Source organism: Pseudomonas fitomaticsae, assembly GCF_021018765.1.
In the GTDB taxonomy this organism is placed as follows: Bacteria; Pseudomonadota; Gammaproteobacteria; order Pseudomonadales; family Pseudomonadaceae; genus Aquipseudomonas; species Aquipseudomonas fitomaticsae.
Genome location: NZ_CP075567.1, coordinates 2130641 through 2155754, shown reverse-complemented (window position 1 = coordinate 2155754; position 25114 = coordinate 2130641). Strand labels below are relative to the sequence as shown.

Here is a 25114-nt window from a genome sequence, read left to right as displayed (position 1 = left end):
GCATTATGCGACCGGCCCTGGGGTCTGAACGAACGCTGAACAACAGTTATCGTACAGAGCGTAGAGGTACCGGCGACTTCAAAGACGGCCTAATATGCGTTATCAATTGTCCCCGCGTCGAATCAGCATGAAGCATCTGCTCCCCAGCACCGCCCTCGCTCTTTTCATCGGTATCGGTCTGTTGCCGGTGTCGGGCACCACATTCGCAGCCAACAGCTGGGACAAGTTGCAGCCTGATCGCGACGAAGTGATCGCCAGTCTGAACGTCGTCGAGTTGCTCAAGCGTCACCACTACAGCAAGCCGCCGCTCGACGATGCGCGCTCGGTGATCATCTACGACAGCTACATCAAGCTGCTCGACCCGTCGCGCAGCTACTTCATGGCCAGCGACATCGCCGAATTCGACAAGTGGAAGACCCAGTTCGACGACTTCCTCAAGAGCGGCGACCTCAACGCCGGGTTCACCATCTACAAGCGCTACCTGGACCGCGTGAAGGCGCGTCTGGACTTCGCCCTTGCCGAGCTGAACAAAGGCGTCGACAAGATGGACTTCACCACTCGGGAAACCTTGCTGATCGATCGCAAGGACGCTCCGTGGCTCAAGTCCACCGCCGAACTCGATGACCTGTGGCGCAAACGCGTCAAGGACGAAGTGCTGCGGCAGAAGATCGCCGGCAAAGAGCCGAAGCAGATCCAGGAAACCCTGACCAAGCGCTACAAGAATCAACTGGCGCGTCTGGACCAGACCCGCGCCGAAGACATCTTCCAGGCGTACATCAACACCTTCGCCATGTCTTACGATCCGCACACCAACTATCTGTCGCCGGATAACGCGGAGAACTTCGACATCAACATGAGCCTGTCCCTCGAAGGCATCGGCGCCGTGTTGCAGAGCGACAACGACCAGGTGAAAGTCGTGCGTCTGGTGCCGGCAGGCCCGGCCGACAAGACCAAACAGGTTGCTCCGGCCGACAAGATCATCGGCGTTGCCCAGGGCAACAAAGAGATGGTCGACGTGGTCGGCTGGCGTCTGGACGAAGTGGTCAAGCTGATCCGTGGTCCGAAAGGCACCGTGGTGCGCCTGGAAGTCATCCCGGCCAGCAATGCGCCGAACGACCAGACCAGCAAGATCGTGCCGATTACCCGCGAAGCGGTGAAGCTCGAAGACCAGGCCGTGAAGAAGTCCGTGCTGAACCTGAAACAGGACGGCCGCGACTACAAGCTCGGCGTGATCGAGATTCCGGCGTTCTACCTCGACTTCAAGGCCTTCCGTGCCGGCGATCCTGACTACAAGAGCACCACTCGCGACGTCAAGAAGCTGCTGACCGAGCTGCAGAAAGAGAAAGTCGACGGCGTGGTCATCGACCTGCGCAACAACGGCGGCGGTTCCCTGCAGGAAGCCACCGAGCTGACCAGCCTGTTCATCGACAAGGGCCCTACCGTGCTCGTGCGTAACGCCGATGGCCGGGTCGATGTACTTGAGGATGAAAACCCGGGCGCGTTCTACAAAGGCCCGATGGCGCTGCTGGTCAACCGTCTGTCCGCCTCGGCTTCGGAAATCTTCGCCGGCGCCATGCAGGACTATCACCGTGCGCTGATCATCGGTGGCCAGACCTTCGGCAAAGGAACCGTGCAGACCATTCAGCCGCTGAACCATGGCGAACTGAAACTGACCCTGGCCAAGTTCTACCGGGTTTCCGGTCAGAGCACCCAACATCAGGGCGTACTGCCGGACATCGATTACCCGTCGATCATCGACACCAAGGAAATCGGCGAAAGCGCCCTGCCGGAAGCCATGCCGTGGGACACCATCCGCGCGGCGATCAAACCGGCGAGCGACCCGTTCAAGCCGTACCTGGCCCAGCTGAAATCCGAGCATGACAGCCGTTCCGCGAAGGACGCGGAGTTCGTGTTCATCCGCGACAAGCTGGCCCTGGCGCAGAAGCTGCTGGAAGAAAAAACCGTCAGCCTCAATGAAGCCGAACGCCGTGCCCAGCACGCCGACATCGACGCCAAGCAACTGGCGATGGAGAACATCCGTCGCAAGGCCAAAGGCGAAGAACCGCTCAAAGAGCTGAAGAAAGAAGACGACGACGCCCTGGCAGCCGCCGAGCCGGACAAGGTCAAACCGGAAGACGACGCCTACCTGAGCGAGACCGGGCGCGTACTGCTGGATTACCTGAAGCTGAGCAACCAGGTCGCAAAGAAGTAAGGTGATGGCAATTTAATGCTGACGATCCCCGGATCGTCATCAAACAGTCATCATTCTGTCGTGCAATAAAGGACTGGGAGCTGTTCTCTTCATGGAGAACGCTCCCAGTCCTTTTTTTATCGCCAGAGATTGCCATGACCACGACCGAACAGCTGAGTGCCTTGAGCTCGATCCTGACTCAAAGCGGTTTACACAGCCTGTTCCAGCCGATCATTTGCCTCTCCGAACGGCGCATTCTCGGCTACGAAGCCCTGACCCGCGGCCCGTCCAACAGCCCGCTGCACTCCCCCATCGCCTTGTTCGCCGTGGCCCGCCAGGCCGGACGCCTGAGCGAACTGGAAATCGCCTGCCGGCAAAGTGCCTGTCGTCGTTTCAACGAACAGCAATTGCCGGGCAAGCTGTTTCTCAACGTCTCTCCGGAATCCCTGCTCGAAGCGGCGCATCAGCCGGGGCGTACTCTGCAGTTGCTGCAGGATTTTGGAATTCCACCGAGCCAGGTGGTCATCGAACTCACCGAACAGACGCCGATCGATGATTTCCAGTTGCTGCAAACTGCGCTGCATCACTATCGAGCCATGGGGTTTTCGATTGCCCTCGATGATCTTGGGGCTGGTTATTCGAGCCTACGCCTGTGGTCGGAGCTGCGGCCGGATTACGTGAAGATCGACCGACACTTCATCGACGGCATTCATCAGGACGCGTTGAAGCGTGAGTTCGTCGGATCGATCCTGCAAATCGCCAAGGCCTCGCGGGCACAGGTAATCGCCGAAGGCATCGAGTTGCCGGAAGAACTGGCAGTGCTGACCGAGATGGGTGTCGATCTGGTGCAGGGTTACCTGCTCGGCCGCCCTCAGGAACACCCGCCGCGCGATGCCCGCGCCTTGATGCCCAAACACGACAGCAGCGCCGTTGCACTGAACGATGAAGGCAGCGACCTCAGCGCCCTGCTCAACGATCAACCCGCCGTGAATCGCGACACGCCGACCGCCACCGTACTGGAAGCCTTCCGCCGCCAGGCCAACCTGAACTCGCTCGCGGTGCTCGACGAACAGGGTCAGCCGTGCGGGATCGTTCATCGTCACTCGTTATCCGATGCGCTGCTCAAACCGTTCGCCACCGACCTGTTCGCCCGCAAACCGATCAGCCGCCTGATGAACGACGACTTCCTCGCCGTCGAAATGAGCCAGTCCCTGCAACAGGTCAGCCGCCTGATCACCAGCCGCGCCCGGCAACGCATCGAAGAAGATTTCATCATCACCCTCAACGGCAGCTACCTGGGCCTGGGTCGGGTGATTGACGTGCTCAAACTGATTACCGAACTGAAAATCCAACAGGCCCGCTATGCCAATCCGCTGACCTTGCTGCCGGGGAATGTGCCGATTCAGCAATGCCTCACCCGCCTTTTGCAACAGGGGCGCGAGTCGGTCATTTGTTATGTCGACATCGACAGCTTCAAACCCTTCAACGATATCTATGGGTATGGGCGTGGGGATGAGGTGCTGCTGTGTCTGGCGCAATGCCTCAACGAACGCGTCGACCCGTCCCGCGATTTCGTCGGGCATATTGGTGGGGATGATTTTCTGCTGGTGCTCGGCCCGGAGGATTGGCGCAAACGGCTGAATCAGTTGCTTGATGATTTCCAGAGCCAATGTCGGCGCTTCTACCGTCCAGAACACCTGGAAGCTGGGTGTTTTGTTGCGCCGAATCGTCAGGGTATTCGCCAGGAGTTTCCGTTGCTGTCATTGTCCATTGGCGTGGTGCATTTGCATCCTGAAGCGTGTGCGCAACTGGATGCGAGTCAATTGGCGGAAATGGCTTCGCAGGCGAAGCATCATGCGAAGAATGTTCCGGGGTATAGTGTGCATTTGATTGATAGTCTGTTCGCGCAGCCACCTGCAGAAGCACTTACACTCGGACATCGGTGATTCAACATAACCGAATCTCGTGCAATTAAATTTTCACCCTATGAATTCCCCAAATCTTACAAAATCGCAGCGAGTACCAAGTCGCAGTTACCAAGTTGATGCGTCTTCTTGGCTGGCCTTGTAAAGCTCGTCCATCCACGCTTCGGACAACTGAAAGTACATACTTTCAAAAAACGCCTTTGGATCACTCATCTCGTCCCAGCCGTCTGGTAACAAGGAGTGAGAGTATGGGTCATGCTCCAGCACCTCTTGAAAGACATCACTACCTTTTTCAAGCGCCTCTCCCAATACGGCAAACAAAACGAATTTATGCCGATAGCTCAGTTTCGAAAACCGCTGGATTACGTACCTGGAGATTAAAATACTTCTGTCTGATGGATCCTCAGGATCGTACGCAGCCAGCGTCTCACCCAAGCTCTCCTCGCGATCATATGTATCAAACCCGCCGAGAAAGTGTGACAACCTTGGACGATAAGGAATATCAAGATAAGGATGCATCAACATTATGCTTTCTCTATTGGATAAAGAGCCCAAGGCTTTAGCGTCTCGAAATCAAATTTCATTTCAAAGCCGTTCATTTCAGCAATGTAGCGTGGATCAGATGGATCTGCAGGATTTGGCTCATATCCTTCACCTATATTGTCTGTCTCCATCCTCACCACCAGATTCCCCAGCCTATCCTCTCCCGTGAAGCGAGGCATTTTTCTGGATTCTCTTGTCATTGCCTCGTTATATGCATTCATCTGTGCTTTGTGACTCAAAAAGCGAGAGCTGTGAACACCTCGGAACTTTTTAACTTTAGCAGCAGCCTCCTCATTTAACTCTTGTTTATTATTTGCAGACTCTTCAACTTCCTGAAACTGAAACTTCGCCCTTTGCTTCACAAACACCCCTATACCTTTACAACAAAACAAAACCCTTAATAAAAAACAAATTTTACGACTCAGCTCAACCACAACACCAACTCCTCTTAAAACCACTTTCTTATTCAACAAATATCAAACAATACTAACATCCCAAGAAACACTTAAACATCATTATGCGAAGCCTCACTAAAAAGTACAGAAACGTGCTTCAACCACGAATTTCCGTCTTGCCACTCATTCCAATAGCAATAGCAACAACCATTTTTTTTCAGCAAAAAATCTCGAGTTTCATTTTCTGTAATTTTCATCGCCAAAAGAGAGTCGATTTCCTTTACCACCTTCTCGAGCACGCAAGATTCCGAGTCCGCTATGAAAGATTTAACAACATCATCTGCTGAGTCAAACTCACACATCCAGTCCTCATGAAAATAGGCCCCGAGAAACTGAAACAGGCTAGGAAAATCTTCAATTTTCATTTACAAACCCCGTCAAAATAAAGTATCCAAGCGGTGAAGTTGCATCTCGCCGCAACACCAATCTAATGCTGGATAAAGGCTCCAACCTTCCGCTCTGCCTCACTACACCCACCCCAGCAGGAGCAGACACCTGTTCATTAATTACAAGTTTGCTAGCATTACCCTGCACAAAATTATCAATTGTCACCTTGTTGTTTCTAATAACATTCGAGAGTGCAGCTTCAGCTTCTGACCTATTTAGAAATGTTGACGCAATAGGTATGTTCGGCTCGGCCGCTAGCCTAGCCCTGAGTTGAGCCTCGGATCTATCTACATGTCTCGCAATAGCATGTCCACCGCGAGACTCATGGGCTTCTAAGCCTCCACCTGGAACAATTTCGCTATAAGGTCCATCAGCAGAAATGCCTCCCGGGCAGTTACAACTCAACCCCAACGGATCCACCCACCCCGTCGGATTCGGCACGTACCGGTACTGGTTCAGCCCACCCGCCAGCTTCACCGGATCCGGCGTCAGGTACCGGCCCACGTCCGGGTCGTAATACCGGTGCCGGTTGTAATGCAGGCCGCTTTCGTCATCGAAGTACTGCCCCTGAAACCGTAGCGGCTGGTTCAGGTAGTCCTCGGTCGCCAGTTCCAGCGAGGTGACTTTGCCGTAGGCGCTGTATTTGGCTGACCAGACGATGTCGCCGCTGTAATCGGTCAACTCCTGCGGGGTGCCGAGGTGGTCGAGTTGGTAGTAGAACGGGCAGGCGCGTTTCGGGCCTTGGCCGTCGAGCATCGCCAGGGGGCGGAAGGTGCCGGGTTCGTAGATGAAGCTGCGGTGCTGGGTCGGGCTGTTTTCGGCGATCAGGTGGTCGCCTTGCCAGAAGAATTCGGTGCTCTGGCCGTCGATGGTTTTGCGGATGCGCCGGCCGAAGGCGTCGTATTGGTAGGTGGCGCTGGTGCCGTCGGGGCGGGTGAGGCCGATCAGGCGGTGCTGGCTGTCGTAGCGGTATTCGGTGACGAGGGTTTGCGCGCGGCCGCGGCGTTCGCGGATCAGGTTGCCGAAGGCGTCGTAGTCGTAGTGGCGGTCGCCCTGCATCTGCAGGCGATTGCCGTTGATCTGTGTCGGGCCGGGGCGATCCTGCATCAGCAGGTTGCCGGCCGGGTCGTGGGCGAAGGTTTCCGGCACATCGTCACGGGTGTGGCGTACGCGGATCAGCCGGTCGAGCGCGTCGTACTGGTAGCTGCGCTGGCCGTGGCGGGTGTCGGCGATGTGTTCGAGGTTGCCGTTGGCGCTGTAGGCAAAGTCGCGGCGGTACAGCGAGTTGCGCTGATGGCCTACGGCGTGGGCGCTTAACCGACCCTGTTCGTCGTAGGCGTATTCGCTGAGCAGCAGGCCTTGCTGGCGCTGCTGTTCGCGGCCGTTGTGGTAGACGTGGCGAGTGAGCAAGGCGCCGTTGAGGTCGATCGCGGTCAGTGCGCCGCCCTTGGCGTAGTGGTAGTCGAGCTTGCTGTTGTCCGGCAGGCGCAGGCGAGTGAGCTGACCGCAGGCGTCGTAGGTGTAACGCAGGGTGCCCCAGCCCTGATGCTCGCGCACCAGCCGATCCTGCAGGTCGTATTCGAAGGCCAGCGGGTGATCCTGGCCGTCATCCACGCCGACCAAACGGCCTAAACGGTCATAGCGGTAGCTGACCTCGACCCCGTCCGGCAGGGTCTTGAGCAGCAAGCGCCCAGCAGCATCTCGTTGATAGCCGGTGACCAGCGTCGAATCGTCGTCGCCGAACTCGGTCTTTTCCAGCAGGTGGCCATTGCGGTCGTAGGCGTAGCCGGTGCGCCGGCCATCGAAGCCGGTTTCCTGTCGGATCAGTCCGGTGGGCGTGTAGTCCAGCCGGTACTTTTCGCCGGACTCGTTCTCGATTTCCGTCAGCAACAGCTGCGCATGGTCGTAGCGGTATTGCAGCCGGGTACCGTCCGGATTGATCCGGCGGCTGACCAGGTGCAGATCGTCGTCATATTCGTAGCGGGTGATGCGCCCCAGTTCATCGCGCTCGGCAGTGATCTGGCCGTAAGCGCTATAACTGAAGGCTCGAGTGGCGCCATTTGGCGAGGTGGTCTGAATCAGCCGGCCAACGGCGTCCCAGGCGTGATGGGTGACCGCACCGTGCTCGTCCTGAACCGTCGTCCGCCGCCCCAAAACGTCGTAGGAAAACTTGCGAACCCCACCGTCCGGCAGGCTTTCCTCAACCAACTGGCCGAGGTCGTTCCACACGAACACATGCCGACCCGAATCCGGATAACGGATCGACCGCAACCGCCCCTGCGCATCAAAGTGGTAATGGGTGACGTGGCCGTCCGGATCGACCGCCTCGGTGATGTCACCCTGGGCATTGCGCCGGTACGTCCACACCGCATCGCCACGCGAACGGCTGTGCAGGAAACCGTTGCGATACTCGTAGGACGTCGGCGCATCGTCCGGTGGAATCAGCGCAACTAACCGTCCGGCATCGTCATAGCGGTATTCGGTGACCGCGCCCAGCGCATCCTGCTCGGCGACCAGCCGACCCTGCGTGTCGTAGGCCTTGAGCTGCTCGCCACCGTCCGCCGACACCTGACGCACCAGTCGCGCGGTGTCGTCGTGGACGTAAGTTTCCTCAGTCCCATCGACGTAATGCACGGTGACACGGCCGGCGTCATCCCAGACGTAACGCGTGTCCATCTGCGAAAACGACGCCCAGTGCCGCACGCAACGCGCCGCCTTGCCGGCACGCTCCCATTCCCAGAAGAAGCTCGCGCCGCCGGCCAGTTGCCGTTGCAGGATGACGTGCCGGTCGTCGTAGTCGTAACGCTCGGTCTCGCCGACGGCGTTGGACGCCTCGATCAATCGATGGCGAGCATCAAAGCGGTAACTGGCCAGCGTCTGCTCGGTACGCCAGGCAGACTCCCGAAAAACCTGATAATCGACCGCCACCAGATGCGCCCGCTCGTAACGCAACAGCAGCGAACGTCCGGCCCCGTTATCCAGCCGCTGAACCCGATCGGAAAGATCCCGATGCACCGTCAGACGATTCGCATAGGCATCGCTGACCGCCGTCAGACGCCCAGCCCGAAAGTGATAAAACCGCGCCGCTTCCCCCGCCAGCGCAACAATCAACTCCTCCGGCTCATCCCCCAGAAAGATCGCCGCCCGCGACAGGCTGTTGTGGATTTCCGGCCGCTCGACACTCGGCAACGGAAACCGCGTGCGCCGGTTCTCGTGGTCAATCCAGACCACGCCATCGTCCTCAACCTCCAGCCGATGCGCCAGCGAGTGACTCCAGCCAAACCCCAGCCCGACATCAATCTCGGCCGCGCTGGTGCGATACAAGCGGCTGAACTCGAACGGCAACAGCCCGTCGAGCACGCCGTCAGTCAGGGTCAGCAGTTCCTCACCGGTGACCATCGACACCGGACACCCGTTGGTGCAGGTCCGAGGGACGCAATCGGCACTGTCACCGTTGGGATTTTTCGCCTGATCCGGCGTGTCGTCGTGGTGCTCATCCTTTTTCAAAGAAGCATTACGCCGGGCATCCCAACGCAATTGCATGCGACCTTTTTTCAGCCCGGCAGCAATGCCCCGTGCGGCGACGGATTTGTACTGGTTCACATAGCCGATGAAGGTGCTGACGACGCCGAACATCGCCTTCACCAGACGCATCACCGCCGACAACAACTGAGCGCCACGATCCGCCAGACGCAAGGTCAGATACGCAATCCCTGCACCGGCGCCAACAAAGGTCAGTACAACGCCGATCAACACATCGATCAGCAGTTGCACCACCATCATCGATACCGCTTCGGCGGTTTTCCCGGCAATCTCATTGGGAGGCAGCATTTCCAGCCAGAGGCTGGCAGTACGCAGCAACAAACACAGCGCCGCTTCGTCACTGACGAGCAGTTGGAGCTGCTCCATCTTTTCGGGCATCGACACCGCGAACTCGGCCAACGCTGTAGCGCTGTCTCCCAGACGACCACCAAACTCGAGCGGATTCTTGAGAATCTCCGACAGCAACCCGATGCTGTCCCACACTCCCTCAATCGCCGCCCAGCTCCCGGCCAGCATGCCGTTCCCGGCTGCTGTGGCCACCGACTGCGACCATTGCGGCTTGAATCCCTGCCATTCGCTGCGCAGCCAGCCATCCAGCTGCCGAGTCAGGCCATCGTAGGATTCGAACAGCGCATCAACCTGCTGCTCGCTGGCCTCGTTGTTCACCACCACCCGATAGAACTTGCCCGCCTCACCGGTGAAAACCCCTTTGCCCTGAGCATCGAGGGTGACCGACTTGACTGCACCGCCCTCCACCGCCACCACATCAACAACGATGTCGCCCAACGGAATGTCGTACGCCGACTCGAACTTGCTCTCAATCTCCATCGGCCCGGTTTCCGGGCATTGCACGACCGCAGAAGAGAAACGGCCGTCGTCAATCGCGACCGCCGTACTGTGCTCGCCGAAACGGATGATCCGCTCCATCCCCATCAGTGACGGCAGATCGGCCGCATGACTGACGCCATCTGCCGAGCGACTGAGCCAGTGCTTCAGCTGTTCGCGATAGAGATCGAGGGTGCGAGGAAAGCTGTCGAGTTCTTGCTCGATGCGGGTGACGGCATCCATCAGCGCATTTCCATGCGCATTTCGAAACGAAAAACCGGGTCAAACATGTGCGTTCCCTCGCGCAAAAATCAGGCGAGGGACTTTGCGGGGGATCAATCAGAAAAGAAGTCAGGCAAGTAGGCGGAGGATGTAGGACAAGTCTGTAACTGTTTTTTATCGAACGGCAGACGCAAAAACGGGGCGGGAGGTTTCCCTCGCGCCCCGTTCACGGAACAGATGATTTGCTTATTGAGAGGAGTCTCGGCCGGCCAGCTCCTTCAACTTGAGTTCGGCCAAGGGGTGCCCGGCCTTCGCGGCCATGGTCCACCAGCGAGCGGCCTCCGAAGGATCTGGCGCTTTGCTCGGCGTACCTGCAAGACTGATGACACCGACTTGATACGCCGCCTTGCCATCCCCGGCCAGCGCCGCCAGTTGCAGCAACCGAACACCTTCCTCACGTGCGCCCAGGCCAACCCCGCGAAACGTCAGGATGTGCCCGTAAAAACTTTGCGCGCCGACATCGCCCAAATTGGCCATGCGCGCAAACTGTCCTTCGAGCCAGCGCCAGCCGCGAGGCTGACGGACGAACCACGACCAGTGAAACAGCCTACGGGCCAGCCAGTAACTTGCCCGCGCCTTGAGTCGTAAAAACACTCAGGCCTCCGCCGATTCCGGGTACTCGTACTCAAACACCCGCACCACTTCCGAGGCATGCCAAGAGGCGGCGGCAACACCGTCGGACGGCCCGGAAAAACGCCCCAGACGCTCGACACATTCAAAGAAACCGGTGCGTGGCAGGCGACTGGCACCCTGGCTGATCACCAGCGAGCTGCGCAACGGTTGTTCGGCTTTCGCGTCCAGTGCGGCGAGATGCTCCAGTGCAGCGGTCAATGTCTGCATGGCCGGCGTGGGCAATTGCAGGCGTTCGAGCAAGGCTCGATAAGTCAAAAGATGGCGCTGCCTGCGCGCCTGATCCAGCTCCCCCAGCAATCCGTCCCAATGTTGACGACTGATGCGTACGCTCACGATTGTTCCCTCCACCCTGGCACCGTCAACTCCCAGGCCAGGCTGCGGCGAATCGCGGCGTCGGGCAGACGCTCGCCACTTTCGATCATGGCCAGGTAAGACGGGCTGATGCCTACCGTGCGGGCCAGCGCCTCGATGGCGATGCCCTTCCCTTCGCGCAAACTGCGTAACTGATCCAGACCTGGAAGAATCGGGTCCGGGGTGGCCGCAAGCGGCGCTGGAGCCGGTTGCGACGGTGCTTCGTTGATGCCTGCTGCTTTCAGTAGAGCCTGATACTGAGCCCATGGCAGAACCGCATATTCGGGTTCACCATCGCGTGCAATTATCTGAATATCCATGACTACCCCGTAGGACAACAACACTTAGCGAGTCGGCACTTTTCCCTAGAAGTGTAATCCTAACAGCGGCCAAGGTCGTGGGGGGTATCTATCTGAATAAGAGGCTGTCGCAATTCAGGACTTTTTCGGGCCCTGAAGCTGAAGTTGCTCGGGGGTATCGGGCAGGCGCTCGACCACTCTGAGCTTTTCCGGCGCCTGGCGCTGACGCCACAGGCGGAAAGCATTCAGTTCATCGTCGAGGGTTTTCATCAGCCAGGCGAGGACGGCGATGTCATCGAGCATGCCGAACATGGGAATGAAATCGGGGATCGCATCCACCGGACTGAGGAAGTACATCAGACCGGCCACCACAGAAACGATCGCCTTGGCGCTGATCGCGCGGTATTCGCCGCGCCAGTACGCCAGGCACAACGCCTGCAACAAACGCAAATCGTCCTTCAGTTTACCGAGACGATTGCCTTGGGCGGCGCCTTTGCTGGCCACGGCAAACAACAGTGTCGGCAAACGGCCACGGGCCAGCAGCCGTCCAGCCAATGGCAGGAACCGGGCGAAATTCCATGGAGCTTTCATCTATTTCTCCCGTTGAAATGTTATCCACACAAATTGTGGATAACCTTGTGAACAGAGCTGCATTTCAACGCTGAGAGCCCCGGTTCATAAGGGCTGCGCTCAGATCGGGCGTTTTTTACTCACATAAAAAATCCCAATATTTCATTGACTTGGCGGCTCCGGGCGTCTAGCACGGGCAACCTTAAAGTCTAGGACTGCCATGACCGGCATCGGTTCGGTCTGTTTACGCCGACCATCGTCCAGATGCAACAACGCCCCGCATAAGCGAGGCGTTGTTGTTGAAACCGACGCAGATTACTTGGCGGTGGCGTCTTCTTTGGCTGGATCCTTGATGGCCAGCAGTTCCAGGTCGAAAACCAGAACCGAGTTGGCCGGGATTGCCGGGCTTGGCGATTGTGCGCCGTAAGCCAGATCGCTAGGGATGTACAGCTTGTACTTCTCGCCAACGTGCATCAGTTGCAGGCCTTCGACCCAACCCGGGATCACACCGCTGACCGGCAGATCGATCGGGCTGCCGCGCTCGACGGAGCTGTCGAAAACGGTGCCGTTGGTCAGCTTGCCGGTGTAGTGAACGGTCACGACATCGGTAGGCTTGGGCTGTGGGCCGTCCGCTTTCTTGACCACTTCGTACTGCAGACCGGAAGCGGTGGTGGTCACGCCGGCTTTCTTGCCGTTTTCTTCGAGGAATTTCTTGCCGGCGGCTGCCGACTCTTCGCTCATCTTGGCCATGCGTTCTTCAGCACGCTTTTGCAGCGCAGCGAAGGCTTCGACCAGTTCTTCATCTTTCAGCTTCTGTTCTTTCTTGCCGACGGCATCTTCGATGCCCTGGGCTACCGCTTTGGAGTCCAGATCATCCATGCCTTCCTGAGCAAGGCTCTTGCCCATGTTCAGGCCGATACCGTAGGAAGCTTTTTGCGCCGGGGTTTTCAGCTCTACGCTGGTCTGCGAATCACAACCCGCGAGTACCAGGCTAACCAGGGCAACCGCCGCCGCCAACCGATGCTGTTTCATGCTATTTCCTTGTTCATGCGCCGAAAGGGCAATCGAGTAAAGCCGCGAGCTTATCAGGCCGCCACGACCAATGGCTACCGGCATGAGAGCAGGAATCTTCCGATAAGTTCAGGGATTAAAAAGCATTTGGCGAAAGCCACGATGAAGCTTCTGTCATCTTTCGCCGACAGCGATTGATGCCGCTTCCCACAACACTTGGCGTAATGGCCACTTGCCGCACACGACCCGCCTCAGGCATAACAGCGCAACAACTCGACAAGGATGTTCATCTTGCGCCTCTTATTCCGTGTACTGATGCTGATCGTGGTGCTGCTGGGACTGGTTCTGGCGGTGGTTCTTTACTATGTCGCCAATCCGAGATTGCCCTTCCCTGCGCCTGCAAAACAGGTGCATTACCTGAACCAGTGGACTGAGCAAGAACGCCAGACCTACTACTTCACCCCGCAGGGCACACAGGTCAAAGGCCTTCGTTACGAATGGTTTCAGGCGCTGGAGCTGCCGTTCTCGCAGCAGCGATTTGCCTCCCCGGAATACCTTGCGCGCTTCGGGTTTCTGATCGATCCGCAGCAAAAAGCCACGCCCGACAACCCGGGCAATCTACCGGTCGGTTTCGCCCGACATCAGAATCCCGGCAGCGCCGAGCAATATCTCGACATCACGTGTGCGGCCTGCCACACCGGTGAATTGCACTTCAATGGCCAGGCAATACGCATCGACGGCGGCTCGGCTCAGCACGTGTTGCCTTCCAGCGTTCCTACATTGCGTGGCGGCAGTTTCGGACAGGCATTGGTCGCCAGTCTTACCTCGACTTACTACAACCCGTGGAAATTCGAGCGCTTCGCCCGTCATGTGCTAGGCAACGACTACGACGCACGCCACGAACAACTGCGCAAAGACTTCAAAAGCTCACTGAACACTTTCATCAAAGTGGCCTGGAACGACACTCACCGTGGCCTCTACCCCACCGAAGAAGGCCCGGGCCGCACCGATGCCTTCGGCCGAATCGCCAACGCGACCTTCGGCGATGCGATCTCCCCAAGCAATTACCGCGTGGCCAACGCCCCGGTGGATTACCCGCAACTGTGGGACATGTGGACCTTCGACTGGGTGCAGTGGAACGGTTCGGCGCAGCAGCCGATGGCGCGTAATATCGGCGAGGCGCTGGGTGTCGGCGCCACTCTGAATTTCTTCGACGCCAACGGTCAGCCGCTGCAGGGCGATGAGCGCTATGCCTCCAGCGTACGTGTGCGTGATCTGCACAAGATCGAAGAAACCCTGCAAAGACTGCGACCGCCAGCCTGGCCTGAAGAATTGCTCGGCGTCGTCGACAAACCCTTGGCAGCCAAGGGGCGAGCCCTGTTCGCCGAGAATTGCGCCGGATGCCACGTCCCGCGTCAGACCCAGGAAGGCGAGCGTTGGGTGCAACATCTGCACATGCTTCCGGTGGACGTCATCGGCACCGACCCGAATGCCGCCAACAACATTGCCAATCACCGCTTCGACCTGACTGCCCTGCAATGGAATCCGGCGGAGCTTGAGCAGATGGACGTGAAGTTGCACCCCAAACCCAAGGAGCCGCTGGACCTCAGCCAGCTGTCAGTGGCCAAGGGACTGGCTTACGTCACCGCCTTCGTGGAAAACCGTGCGTACCGTGAAGCGGGCGTCACCGCCGCCGAAAAAACCCGGCTCGATGGCTTCGGTCTGCCGATCGGCGTTCGCGAAAAAGTCGCGTACAAGGCGCGTCCGCTTGCCGGCGTGTGGGCCACGGCCCCGTTCCTGCACAACGGCTCGGTGCCGAGCCTTTATCAGTTACTGTCGCCTCAGGACGAGCGCGCCACCACCTTCTATAAAGGCACCTTCGAATACGACCCGCGCCATCTGGGCTACCGCACCGAAGCCTTCACCAACGGTTTCCTGTTCGACACCCGCATCACCGGCAACCACAACGGCGGTCACGAATTCCGCGCCGGCGAGCGCGGTAACGGCGTCATCGGCCGACTGCTGCAGCCAGAAGAGCGCTGGGCGCTGCTCGAATACCTGAAAGTGCTGGGCGGCCCGCTGGAGGCGCAACTGCCATGATCTTCAATTCCTTAAAAAGACCTTCGATGCTGGCGCGTTTCTGGCTCTGGCTGGGACGGTTATTGGGCAAAACCCTGCTGATCCTGCTGGTGATCGGTCTGATCGGCTGGGCCCTTACGACCGCTTGGTTCGCCTGGCAGCACCGTGGCCCGGTGTCGGCGCTGGAGCAGATTCCGGACGGCGAAGCCGCCATGACCCAGGACGTGATTCAGACCGCCGTGCGCATCGTCGATCAGCACCGCGAAAGCACTCGCTATCTGCGCGATGCCCATGCCAAGGCCCATGGCTGCGTGAAGGCCGATGTGCAGGTGTTGCCGGATCTGGCTCAGGAATTGCGCCAGGGCGTCTTCAGCGAACCGGGCAAGCTCTGGAAAGCGACGATGCGCCTGTCCAACGGCAACGCCTATCCGCAATTCGACAGCATCCGCGATGCCCGGGGCATGGCGATCAAGTTGCTCGATGTGCCGGGCAAGCAATTGCTGGGTGACCGTCAGGGGCTGCACGAGCAGGATTTCGTGATGTTCAGTCACCCGAACTTCTTTGTCAGCGATGTCGCCGAGTATCGTCAGAATGTGGCCGCTCAGGCTGACGGCAAGAAGGTCATGGCGTTTTTTCCGGGGTGGGATCCGCGCAGTTGGCAAATCCGGCATCTGTTCATTGCACTGGCAACCCTTTCGCCACCACCGGAAAGCCCGACCCGCACGACCTATTTCTCGGTATCGCCCTACAAGTTCGGCGAGGCCAATGCCAAGTTCCGGGTGATGCCGGATCCGGAGCGCTGCCCCGCTTATACCTTGCCGAAACAGAACCAGGATCTGCCGAACTTCCTGCGCAACGCGCTGAATCAACAGCTGTCGACCGACCGGACTCCGGCGTGTTTCGTGTTGCAGATCCAGCGGCAGGACGCGAACAAGTACATGCCGATCGAGGACACCAGCATCGAATGGCGCGAACAGGACAGCCCATTCCAGACAGTGGCGAGGATCACCCTGCCCCCGCAGGACTTCGACACCCCGGCCCTGAACCTGCAATGCGACAACCTGTCGTTCAATCCATGGTTTGGTATCGAGGCCCATCGTCCGATTGGCGGGATCAACCGGTTGCGTAAAGCGGTGTATGAAGCGGTCAGCGATTACCGCCACAGTCGTAACTCGGCGCAATAGTCGCGCCAGAAACGAAAAAAGCGACCGTCATAGGTCGCTTTCTCATGTTCAGGCCCGGTAGAAGCCAAATCCCGGACAGCAAAAAGCCCGCACTAGGCGGGCTTCCTGTGGTGATCTGGCGTTCAGTGTTCCAGATTACCGAATATGGCGCAGCGGACGGGACTCGAACCCGCGACCCCCGGCGTGACAGGCCGGTATTCTAACCGACTGAACTACCGCTGCGCGAAACGCTTGAAACGAATGGTGGGTGATGACGGGATCGAACCGCCGACATTCTGCTTGTAAGGCAGACGCTCTCCCAGCTGAGCTAATCACCCTTCGCTTCGTTACGGGGCGCATTATGCCACAGATTTTCGTAATGTGTTGATTTAATTGAAGTTTTTTTCAAAAAAATCCGAAAACCGGTGAAACAACGCATCCCGCATGTACAACTCGAGGCAGAAAAAAACCCGCCTTGGCGGGTTTTTCCGTGGTGACCTGGCGTTCAGTGTTCCAGGTTACCGAATATGGCGCAGCGGACGGGACTCGAACCCGCGACCCCCGGCGTGACAGGCCGGTATTCTAACCGACTGAACTACCGCTGCGCTAAACACTTGAAACGAATGGTGGGTGATGACGGGATCGAACCGCCGACATTCTGCTTGTAAGGCAGACGCTCTCCCAGCTGAGCTAATCACCCTTCGCTTCGGTGTGGCGCGCATTCTACGGAGCGACCCAACCTCTGGCAAGCACTTTTTTAATTAATTTTCTTAGCCCTTCCAAAGGCTTAGAGAAGGGTTGGCCTATGACCCGGCGAAGACAATAATGCCCCCCTTTGTATAAAGGAGAGACTCACCCCATGTGGTTCAAAAACCTGCTTATCTATCGCCTGACCCAAGACCTGCCTGTCGATGCCGAGGCGCTGGAAACTGCACTGGCCACCAAACTGGCGCGTCCATGTGCAAGCCAGGAGTTGACCACCTACGGTTTCGTCGCGCCATTCGGCAAGGGCGAAGATGCTCCACTGGTGCACGTCAGCGGTGACTTCCTGCTGATCTCCGCCCGTAAAGAAGAACGCATCCTGCCGGGCAGCGTCGTGCGTGACGCGGTCAAGGAAAAGGTCGAAGAGATCGAAGCCGAGCAGATGCGCAAGGTCTATAAGAAGGAACGCGATCAGATCAAGGATGAAATCATCCAAGCGTTCCTGCCGCGCGCCTTTATCCGCCGCTCGTCGACCTTCGCCGCCATCGCGCCGAAACAGGGCCTGATCCTGGTCAACTCGGCCAGCCCGAAACGCGCCGAAGACCTGCTCTCCACCCTGCGTGAAGTGATCGGCACCCTGCCGGTTCGCCCGCTGACCGTGAAAACCGCGCCGACCGCCGTGATGACCGAATGGGTCACCACCCAGCAAGCCGCCCCGGACTTTTTCGTGCTGGACGAGTGCGAACTGCGCGACACCCACGAAGACGGCGGCATCGTGCGTTGCAAGCGTCAGGACCTGACCAGCGAAGAAATCCAGCTGCACCTGAGCACCGGCAAGGTTGTGACTCAGCTGTCGCTGGCCTGGCAGGACAAACTGTCGTTCATGCTCGACGACAAGATGACCGTCAAGCGCCTGAAATTCGAAGATCTGTTGCAGGATCAGGCGGAACAGGACGGCGGCGACGAAGCCCTCGGCCAACTGGACGCCAGCTTCACCCTGATGATGCTGACGTTCGGCGACTTCCTGCCGGCGCTGGTTGAAGCACTGGGCGGCGAAGAGACTCCGCAGGGGATCTAAGCCTCTGCGCAGTCTTTGGGTTATCTTCAAACGCCACCGCTTCGGTGGCGTTTTCACATAATAAGGAACAGGCCATGCGCGCACTGGCTGCACTGAGTCGTTTTGTCGGCAACACCTTCGCTTACTGGGTCCTGATTTTCGCGGTGATCGCGTTCCTGCAACCGGCGTGGTTCCTCCACCTGAAAGGCGCGATCGTGCCGCTGCTCGGGCTGGTAATGTTCGGCATGGGCCTGACCCTCAAACTCGACGACTTCGCCGCCGTCGCCCGTCATCCGTGGCGTGTGGCGCTGGGCGTGGTTGCGCACTTCGTGATCATGCCGGGGATGGCATGGTTGCTTTGCCAGGTTTTTCACCTGCCGCCGGAAATCGCCGTCGGCGTGATTCTGGTCGGTTGCTGCCCGAGCGGCACCTCATCGAACGTCATGACCTGGCTGGCCCGTGGCGACCTGGCGCTGTCGGTGGCCATCGCCGCCGTCACCACCCTCCTCGCCCCGCTGCTGACGCCCGCGCTGATCTGGCTGCTGGCCTCGGCCTGGTTGCCGGTTTCGTTCATGGAGTTGTTCTGGTCGATCCTGCAAGTGGTACTGCTGCCAATCGTCCTCGGCGTGGTCGCGCAACGAGTGCTTGGTGACAAGGTGCGCCACGCGGTGGAAGTGTTGCCGCTGGTGTCCGTGGTCAGCATCGTGATCATCGTCGCCGCCGTGGTTGCCGCCAGTCAGGCGAAGATCGCCGAATCCGGCCTGCTGATCATGGCCGTGGTGATGTTGCACAACAGCTTCGGTTATCTGCTGGGTTATTTCACCGGACGCCTGTTCGGCCTGCCGCTGCCGCAGCGCAAGTCCCTGGCGCTGGAAGTCGGTATGCAGAACTCAGGGTTGGGGGCTGCGCTGGCCAGTGCGCATTTCTCGCCGCTGGCGGCGGTGCCAAGCGCGTTGTTCAGTGTGTGGCACAACATTTCCGGGGCGCTGCTTTCGACGTACTTCCGACGGATGAGCGAAAAAGAAGACCGTGAGACGCTGGCGCAACAAGCGGCCGACTGATCCCGGATCAAGGCGTGGCGCACAATTTTAGGTAGTATGTGCGCCACGCGGGGACGACCCTGCGGCTCAATCGAGTTTTCAATCTGGGGACGGCCCCGTCAATCGATGGAGGTCTCTCATGTCCTGGATCATTCTGTTTTTCGCCGGCCTGTTCGAAGTCGGCTGGGCCGTCGGCCTTAAATACACCGATGGTTTCACCCGTCCGCTGCCTACCGTTCTCACCGTTGCCGCCATGGCAGTCAGCTTGGGCTTGCTGGGCCTGGCGATGAAGGAATTGCCGCTGGGCACGGCCTATGCGATCTGGACTGGCGTCGGTGCCGTGGGCACGGTGATTGCCGGGATCATTTTGTTCGGCGAATCGATGGCATTGATTCGCCTGGCCAGTGTCGCGTTGATCGTCACCGGGTTGATCGGGCTCAAAGTCAGCGCTTAAGCCACTGGCCTCATCGCGGGCAAGCCCGCTCCCACAGGTTTCCGGGTGTACACAAAATCCATGTTCACTGGAGATCCTGTGGGAGCCGGGCTTGCCCGCGATGAGGCCAGCACAGCCAATGATTATCTGACAGTCCCGCGCAACTCCCCGACCAACGCCTGCAACTCGGCTGGCTGCGCCGCTTCAACGGCGACCGGCGAACCCGCCACCAGCGTCACCCGCGACCACAACCGGTGAAAGAAACCTTTATCGGGATCGCGGCTGAAGAAACTCCCCCACAACCCCTGCAATGCCAGCGGAATCACCGGCACCGGCGTCTCTTCGAGAATCCGCGTCAGCCCGCCCTTGAACTCGTTGATCTCGCCATCGGCAGTCAACTTGCCTTCCGGGAAGATGCAAACAAGCTCTCCGTCCTTCAGATACTGGGCAATCCGGGTGAAGGCCTTTTCGTAGATCTGGATGTCTTCCTGGCGTCCGGCGATAGGAATAGTCCCCGCCGTGCGGAAGATAAAGTTCAGCACCGGCAGGTTGTAGATCTTGTAGTACATGACAAAGCGAATCGGCCGACGCACCGCGCCGCCGATCAGCAGGGCATCGACGAACGACACGTGGTTGCACACCAGCAACGCCGCGCCCTCATCGGGAATTGCCTCAAGGTTGCGATGCTCGACGCGGTACATGGAATGGCTGAGCAGCCAGATCATGAAACGCATGCTGAACTCAGGGACGATCTTGAAGATATAGGCGTTGACGCCGATGTTCAGCAGCGACACCACCAGGAACAGCTGCGGGATCGACAGCTTGACCACGCTCAGCAACACGATGGTGACAATCGCCGAAATCACCATGAACAGCGCGTTGAGAATGTTGTTGGCGGCAATCACCCGCGCCCGCTCGTTTTCGGCAGTGCGCGACTGGATCAGCGCGTACAGCGGCACAATGTAGAAACCACCGAAGATCCCCAGGCCCAGCACGTCGATCAACACCGCCCAGGCATGGCCAAAACCGAGCACTTCGATCCAGCTATGGCCGACGGCGCTTTCCGGAATTCCACCGGAATGCCACCACAGCAACAGCCCGAAAACGGTCAGCCCGAACGAGCCAAACGGCACCAGGCCGATCTCGACTTTGCGCCCTGAAAGCTTCTCGCACAGCATCGAACCCAGCGCGATACCGACCGAAAACACCGTCAGAATCAGGGTGACCACGGTTTCGTCGCCATGCATCCATTCCTTGGCGTAGGCCGGGATCTGGGTCAGATAAATCGCCCCGACGAACCAGAACCACGAGTTGCCGACAATCGAGCGCGATACCGCAGGCGTCTGCCCCAGACCGAGTTTCAAGGTCGCCCACGACTGACTGAAGATGTTCCAGTTCAGGCGCATTTCAGGGGTCGCCGCCGCGGCGCGGGGAATGCTGCGACTGGCCAGATAACCCAGCACGGCGATGCCGACAATCGCGGCGGACACCACCGGCGCGTAATTGGCCGACGACATCATCACCCCGGCGCCGATGGTCCCGGCCAGGATCGCCAGGAACGTGCCCATTTCCACCAGCCCGTTGCCACCGACCAATTCGTCTTCGCGCAATGCCTGCGGCAGGATCGAATACTTCACCGGCCCGAACAGTGCCGAGTGCGTGCCCATGGCGAACAGCGCCACCAGCATCAATGACAGTTGATCGAACAGGAAGCCGACGGATCCCACAGCCATGATGGCGATTTCCGCCAGTTTGATCAGACGGATCAACGCATCCTTGGCGAATTTTTCCCCGAACTGCCCGGCCAATGCCGAAAACAGAAAAAACGGCAGAATAAACAGCAGCGCACACAGATTGACCCAGATGGAGCGGTCACCTTCAATGGTCAGCCGATAGAGAATGGCGAGGATCAGCGACTGCTTGAACACGTTGTCGTTGAACGCGCCCAGCGACTGGGTGATGAAGAACGGCAGGAAGCGCCGGGTGCGCAGCAGGTTGAACTGTGAGGGGTGACTCATCTTCCGTGTGACCCTGTTGTTTTTGGAAAGAGAAGGTAGCAAGTGGCCTGGCTACGCTTATAAGAATCTCGAACCGCGATCCAGGCCACACATTACCTAATCTTTGCAGGTTATTTCTTCAAACCTGCAATGCACGGTGAAACAAACAGCTCGCCGCGCCATGCACCTTGCAGCGTGCGTTTACCGACGATCAGCCACATCACCGCCAGTAACGTCACCAGCACACAACCGGCCATGCTGAAGAATGTCAGGTTCAACGTGCTGCCCAGTTTCAGGGTCGCCAGCGAATAAACGCCCAACGGGAAGGTGAATCCCCACCAGCCGAGGTTGAACGGGATGCCGTCACGCAGGTACCGCACAGTGATCAGCAGCGCCATCAGCATCCACCACAGACCGAAGCCCCACAGTGTGATCCCGGCTACCAGGCCCAGGCCCGAAGCGATTTCACCAATACCCGGCAGACCGTTGACCGCAAAGATCGCCGGGGCGTCGCCACCCAGCAGCAACATGCCCAAAGCGCCGGTGCCGATCGGTCCGAGAGCCAGCCAGCTCGACGCTGCCATGTTTTCGTGGGGCAGTTTGTGCAGCGCCATGCGCAACAACAGGATGGTCAGGATGCTGAACGCCACGGGTAAGGAAAAGGCCCAGAGCACGTAGCTCGTCACCAGCACCACAAGTTGCGAGTGCGCATCGGCCAGATGCGGCGCCAGCAGTCCACCGCTGGCCGCCGCCACTTCCGCCGCTACCACAGGCAGCAGCCACACCGCCGTCATCTGATCGATGCTGTGTTCCTGACGGGTAAACATCATGTAGGGGATCAACACACCGCAGGCCAGCGACATCGCCACGTCCAGCCACCACAACACCTCGGCAAGCTGAATCACACCGTCGCCCCAGCGCGGCAGACCGAACAGCAGAAAGCCGTTGATGATGGTCGCCAACCCCATGGGAATGGTGCCGAAGAACATCGAAACCGTGGAATGCCCAAAGATCCGGCGCGCCTCGTCGAAAAACAGAATCCAGCGCGCGGCGTAGGCAGCGGTAAACAGCACGAACAACAGAATGTTGAACATCCACAGCCCTTCGGCCACGGCGTGCAGCCCCGGGATGGCGATAGGCAATTGCGCCAGCGCCAACGCCAGTACACCGGTGCCCATGGTCGCGGCGAACCAGTTCGGGGTGAATTGGCGGATTACTTCACGGGGATGCTGAAGCTGGCTGAAAGGCTTGATGCCGGGTTTGGCGCTGTTGGGGCAAATCATCATGAACTCCTGTCCTCAGGTGAGGTTGAGCTCATGGTAGAACCGAATCGAATATCTATATAACGGGTAATATCTCTAACTGTTATCTGTTTTACAGATATAGGTTTAAACGCTACCTTCAGTCTCGATTACCAGAATCCGCGCGGCGCCTTGCGGGTGGGCAACATGCTCGGTGCCGACGGACGCGTAGAAGATGTCACCGACATCGAGCTGCACCTGCTTTTCTTCGCCCTCTTCTCGGTAATGCATGAGCACCTGACCGTCGAGCACCACGAACACTTCCTCACCATCGTTCACGTGCCATTTGTACGGCTGATCGGTCCAGTGCAGGCGCGTGGTAATGCCGTTCATGTTGGCGATGTCGAGCGCGCCCCAGGCACGCTCGGCGGTGAAGGACTTGCTGCGGATAATCTTCATGGGGCGATCCGTGAGATGAATGGGCTGCCCAAGGCTAACCGAATCCGCAGGCTTATGGCGCGCTGCAGGTCTTTGCCGCTTGCGCCCGGAAACTCATCAGCAGCGCACCGACCGCCAGCACGATCAACACCGCACCGTACACATCGGTGGTGGCCAGCAGGCCCAAGCTGTGGGTGAAGTGCCCGGCCAGCAACGCCGGCAGGCAGAACGCCAGGTAACTCAGCACATAGAACGCCGACATCAAACCGGCACGCTCATGAGGCAATGCCAGCGGCACCAGACTGCGCACCGCACCGAGAAAACCGGAGCCAAAGCCACAACCAGCCACCAGTGTGCCGAAGAAGAACAGCGACAGACTGGCGCTGTGCACGCCCAACAGAATCAGCACGATACCGGCCGGCAGCAGGCTCGCCCCAAGTTGCAGCGCCCGGGAGGCAGGACGATTGCGCAACGTGAAGATCATCAGCGCACCGGTCACGGTCAACGCCGCCACGGTCGCGCCGCCGATCAGGTTGGAGGTGGAACCGGTGGCCGTGCGCACCAGCGACGGTGCCAGCGAGGCATAAAAACCGCCGAGCGCCCAGGTCGCGGTGTTCAGCGGCAATACTCGCCATAACGTTGAACGCGCCTGGACCGGCACGTGCAGGGTCGGCCGTAACGAAGCCCATGCCCCGGCCTGCGGCGTAACGCTTTCCGGCAGGTGCCAGACATAAATGCCCTGCAGCACAAACAGCGCGAGCAGCAACCAATAGGTCAACTGCAACGGCGCCGGGGCGAACTCGGCCAGCAAGCCGCAACCCATGCCGCCCAACGCCATGCCCAGCAACGGAGCAACGCTGTTGATCAGCGGCCCCTGCTGACGGTCGGTATCCAGCAGTGTCGCACTCAACACGGCGGTGGCCATGCCGGTGGCGAAGCCTTGCAGCACACGCGCGCCGATCAGCCAGCCCACGCTGTCGGCGTAGATAAACAGCAGCATCGCCAGCGCATTGAGCATCACGGCGGTGAAGATCACCGGTTTGCGTCCAAGATGATCCGACAGCGACCCGACCGTCAGCAGCGCGGCCAGCAGACTCAGCGCGTAGACGCCGAAAATCAGGGTCAGTACCGCTGCCGAAAAATGCAGCTGATCCTGATACAAGTGATACAACGGCGTCGGCGCAGTGGAAGCGGCGAGAAAACTCAGTAAGGTAATCGCCAGAAACCACAGGCTGGAACGGTGGGAAGCAAGGCTGGTCATGGGCACACTCCGCAAAAGCTAATTTTTTGCTTTTGCGGAGTGTGCTCTTGGCTTGCGCTTAAAGCAAATTCTTTGTGTTAAGGTCTGCCGCATGGCTATTAAAGAAGGTTTACGCCCCGGCGGTCGCAGTGCCCGGGTGCAGGAGTCGATTCACTCGGCAGTCCGCGCGCTTCTGCAAGAACAGGAGCGCTCAACGGTGACCGTCCCGCAAATCGCGGCGCGCGCGGGCGTGACGCCGTCGACGATTTATCGGCGCTGGGGAGATCTGGCGGCCTTGCTCGCGGACGTCGCCCTCGCCCGCATGCGTCCCGACAGCGAGCCGGCGGAAACCGGCAGCCTGCACAGCGATATCCGCGCGTGGGCGGAACAATATCTCGACGAAATGAGCTCGGAACCCGGGCGCAACATGATGCGCGACGTGCAGGCGAGTGCGACGCCGGGCTATTGCGTAACGATCATCGGCGCGCAATTGCAGACCATCATCGAGCGCCACCCCGAGGAACCGTCGCCGAGCGTGGATCGGCTGATCAATCTGGTGGTGTCCCCGGTGGTGTTCCGCATTCTGTTTTCGGCAGCGCCGCTGGAAGTCGAAGAGCTGCACCGGCTGATCGACATCGCGCTCAAACCGGACTGACCACAGAACTGCCTGGTTCTGTTCCTGCGACACCCCGCCACGCCACGACCTTGG

21 protein-coding genes and 4 tRNA genes are annotated in these 25114 nt (G+C 59.0%); 8 read left to right on the top strand and 17 right to left on the bottom strand.

All coding sequences use genetic code 11. The annotated features are described in order from the left end of the window. Positions 1-127: 127 nt before the first annotated feature. Together KJY40_RS09775 and KJY40_RS09770 are read left to right on the top strand one after the other, a co-directional pair. Entirely contained in the window at positions 128-2212 is a 2085-nt protein-coding gene (locus KJY40_RS09775) for a carboxy terminal-processing peptidase (protein WP_164872133.1), read from the top strand. Positions 2213-2346: 134 nt separating this feature from the next. After that, entirely contained in the window at positions 2347-4137 is a 1791-nt protein-coding gene (locus KJY40_RS09770; RefSeq protein WP_179692185.1) for a bifunctional diguanylate cyclase/phosphodiesterase, read from the top strand. An 87-nt stretch (positions 4138-4224) separates the two neighbouring features. On the opposite strand, the gene KJY40_RS09765 is transcribed toward KJY40_RS09770, so the two are convergent. The 9 genes from KJY40_RS09765 to KJY40_RS09725 all read right to left on the bottom strand — a co-directional run bounded on the left by KJY40_RS09765 (position 4225) and on the right by KJY40_RS09725 (position 13036). After that, a complete protein-coding gene (locus KJY40_RS09765) occupies positions 4225-4641 on the bottom strand; it encodes a hypothetical protein (protein WP_230736415.1) in 417 nt (138 codons plus the stop codon). Next, positions 4641-5129: a hypothetical protein gene (locus KJY40_RS09760; protein WP_230736413.1), complete on the bottom strand. Its 489-nt coding sequence runs from the start codon at positions 5127-5129 to the stop codon at positions 4641-4643. The genes KJY40_RS09765 and KJY40_RS09760 overlap by 1 nt, the downstream gene beginning before the upstream one ends. A 35-nt stretch (positions 5130-5164) precedes the next feature. Beyond that, entirely contained in the window at positions 5165-5479 is a 315-nt protein-coding gene (locus KJY40_RS09755) for a contact-dependent growth inhibition system immunity protein (protein ID WP_230736411.1), read from the bottom strand. Then, complete coding sequence (locus KJY40_RS09750; RefSeq protein WP_230736408.1) at positions 5469-10112, bottom strand: RHS repeat protein; 4644 nt, start codon at positions 10110-10112, stop codon at positions 5469-5471. Before KJY40_RS09750 ends, KJY40_RS09755 begins: the two co-directional genes overlap by 11 nt. Positions 10113-10337: 225 nt before the next feature. Beyond that, complete coding sequence (locus KJY40_RS09745) at positions 10338-10745, bottom strand: SEL1-like repeat protein (protein WP_230736407.1); 408 nt, start codon at positions 10743-10745, stop codon at positions 10338-10340. Beyond that, a complete protein-coding gene (locus tag KJY40_RS09740) occupies positions 10746-11117 on the bottom strand; it encodes a hypothetical protein (RefSeq protein ID WP_003223109.1) in 372 nt (123 codons plus the stop codon). Further along, positions 11114-11455, bottom strand: a complete 342-nt coding sequence (locus KJY40_RS09735; RefSeq protein ID WP_007950435.1) for a helix-turn-helix domain-containing protein — start codon at positions 11453-11455, stop codon at positions 11114-11116. Before KJY40_RS09735 ends, KJY40_RS09740 begins: the two co-directional genes overlap by 4 nt. A 114-nt stretch (positions 11456-11569) precedes the next feature. Then, positions 11570-12025 carry a YkvA family protein gene (locus KJY40_RS09730; RefSeq protein WP_007950434.1) on the bottom strand — a complete coding sequence of 152 codons (456 nt, stop codon included), beginning with the start codon at positions 12023-12025 and terminating at the stop codon, positions 11570-11572. 294 nt (positions 12026-12319) lie between these two features. Next, positions 12320-13036: an FKBP-type peptidyl-prolyl cis-trans isomerase gene (locus tag KJY40_RS09725; protein WP_230736405.1), complete on the bottom strand. Its 717-nt coding sequence runs from the start codon at positions 13034-13036 to the stop codon at positions 12320-12322. Positions 13037-13306: 270 nt separating this feature from the next. Here KJY40_RS09725 and KJY40_RS09720 point away from each other — a divergent pair, with 270 nt between their 5' ends. Continuing rightward, complete coding sequence (locus tag KJY40_RS09720) at positions 13307-15115, top strand: di-heme-cytochrome C peroxidase (RefSeq protein ID WP_230736403.1); 1809 nt, start codon at positions 13307-13309, stop codon at positions 15113-15115. A gap of 26 nt (positions 15116-15141) precedes the next feature. Then, positions 15142-16278, top strand: a complete 1137-nt coding sequence (locus tag KJY40_RS09715) for a catalase family protein (protein ID WP_230736401.1) — start codon at positions 15142-15144, stop codon at positions 16276-16278. A gap of 145 nt (positions 16279-16423) precedes the next feature. Here KJY40_RS09715 and KJY40_RS09710 read toward each other — a convergent pair. The 4 genes from KJY40_RS09710 to KJY40_RS09695 all read right to left on the bottom strand — a co-directional run bounded on the left by KJY40_RS09710 (position 16424) and on the right by KJY40_RS09695 (position 16957). Then, positions 16424-16500, bottom strand: a tRNA-Asp gene (locus KJY40_RS09710). Positions 16501-16519: 19 nt separating this feature from the next. Next, positions 16520-16595 (bottom strand) — tRNA-Val (locus KJY40_RS09705). Positions 16596-16785: 190 nt separating this feature from the next. Then, a tRNA-Asp gene (locus KJY40_RS09700) sits at positions 16786-16862 on the bottom strand. 19 nt (positions 16863-16881) lie between these two features. Continuing rightward, positions 16882-16957 (bottom strand) — tRNA-Val (locus tag KJY40_RS09695). Between the two features lie 159 nt (positions 16958-17116). On the opposite strand from KJY40_RS09695, the gene rdgC reads away from it, so the two are divergent. From rdgC to sugE, 3 genes are all read left to right on the top strand, one after another. Further along, positions 17117-18037: a recombination-associated protein RdgC gene (gene rdgC, locus KJY40_RS09690; RefSeq protein WP_007950430.1), complete on the top strand. Its 921-nt coding sequence runs from the start codon at positions 17117-17119 to the stop codon at positions 18035-18037. A 74-nt stretch (positions 18038-18111) separates the two neighbouring features. Then, positions 18112-19077, top strand: coding sequence for a bile acid:sodium symporter family protein (locus KJY40_RS09685; protein WP_230736399.1), 966 nt, complete (start codon positions 18112-18114; stop codon positions 19075-19077). A gap of 118 nt (positions 19078-19195) precedes the next feature. Further along, positions 19196-19510: a quaternary ammonium compound efflux SMR transporter SugE gene (gene sugE / locus KJY40_RS09680; protein ID WP_039769847.1), complete on the top strand. Its 315-nt coding sequence runs from the start codon at positions 19196-19198 to the stop codon at positions 19508-19510. Positions 19511-19632: 122 nt separating this feature from the next. Here sugE and KJY40_RS09675 read toward each other — a convergent pair whose 3' ends face one another. The 4 genes from KJY40_RS09675 to KJY40_RS09660 form a co-directional block, all read right to left on the bottom strand. After that, entirely contained in the window at positions 19633-21507 is a 1875-nt protein-coding gene (locus KJY40_RS09675) for an MFS transporter (RefSeq protein ID WP_230736397.1), read from the bottom strand. A gap of 110 nt (positions 21508-21617) precedes the next feature. Then, positions 21618-22769, bottom strand: a complete 1152-nt coding sequence (locus KJY40_RS09670; RefSeq protein ID WP_230736396.1) for a TDT family transporter — start codon at positions 22767-22769, stop codon at positions 21618-21620. A 105-nt stretch (positions 22770-22874) separates the two neighbouring features. Continuing rightward, a complete protein-coding gene (locus tag KJY40_RS09665) occupies positions 22875-23186 on the bottom strand; it encodes a cupin domain-containing protein (RefSeq protein ID WP_085710604.1) in 312 nt (103 codons plus the stop codon). Positions 23187-23238: 52 nt separating this feature from the next. After that, on the bottom strand, positions 23239-24426 hold the full coding sequence (locus KJY40_RS09660; protein ID WP_230736394.1) for an MFS transporter: 1188 nt from the start codon (positions 24424-24426) through the stop codon (positions 23239-23241). Positions 24427-24517: 91 nt separating this feature from the next. Between KJY40_RS09660 and KJY40_RS09655 the strand changes: the two genes are divergently transcribed. Further along, complete coding sequence (locus KJY40_RS09655) at positions 24518-25060, top strand: TetR/AcrR family transcriptional regulator (RefSeq protein ID WP_230736392.1); 543 nt, start codon at positions 24518-24520, stop codon at positions 25058-25060. The last annotated feature ends 54 nt before the right edge of the window (positions 25061-25114 follow it).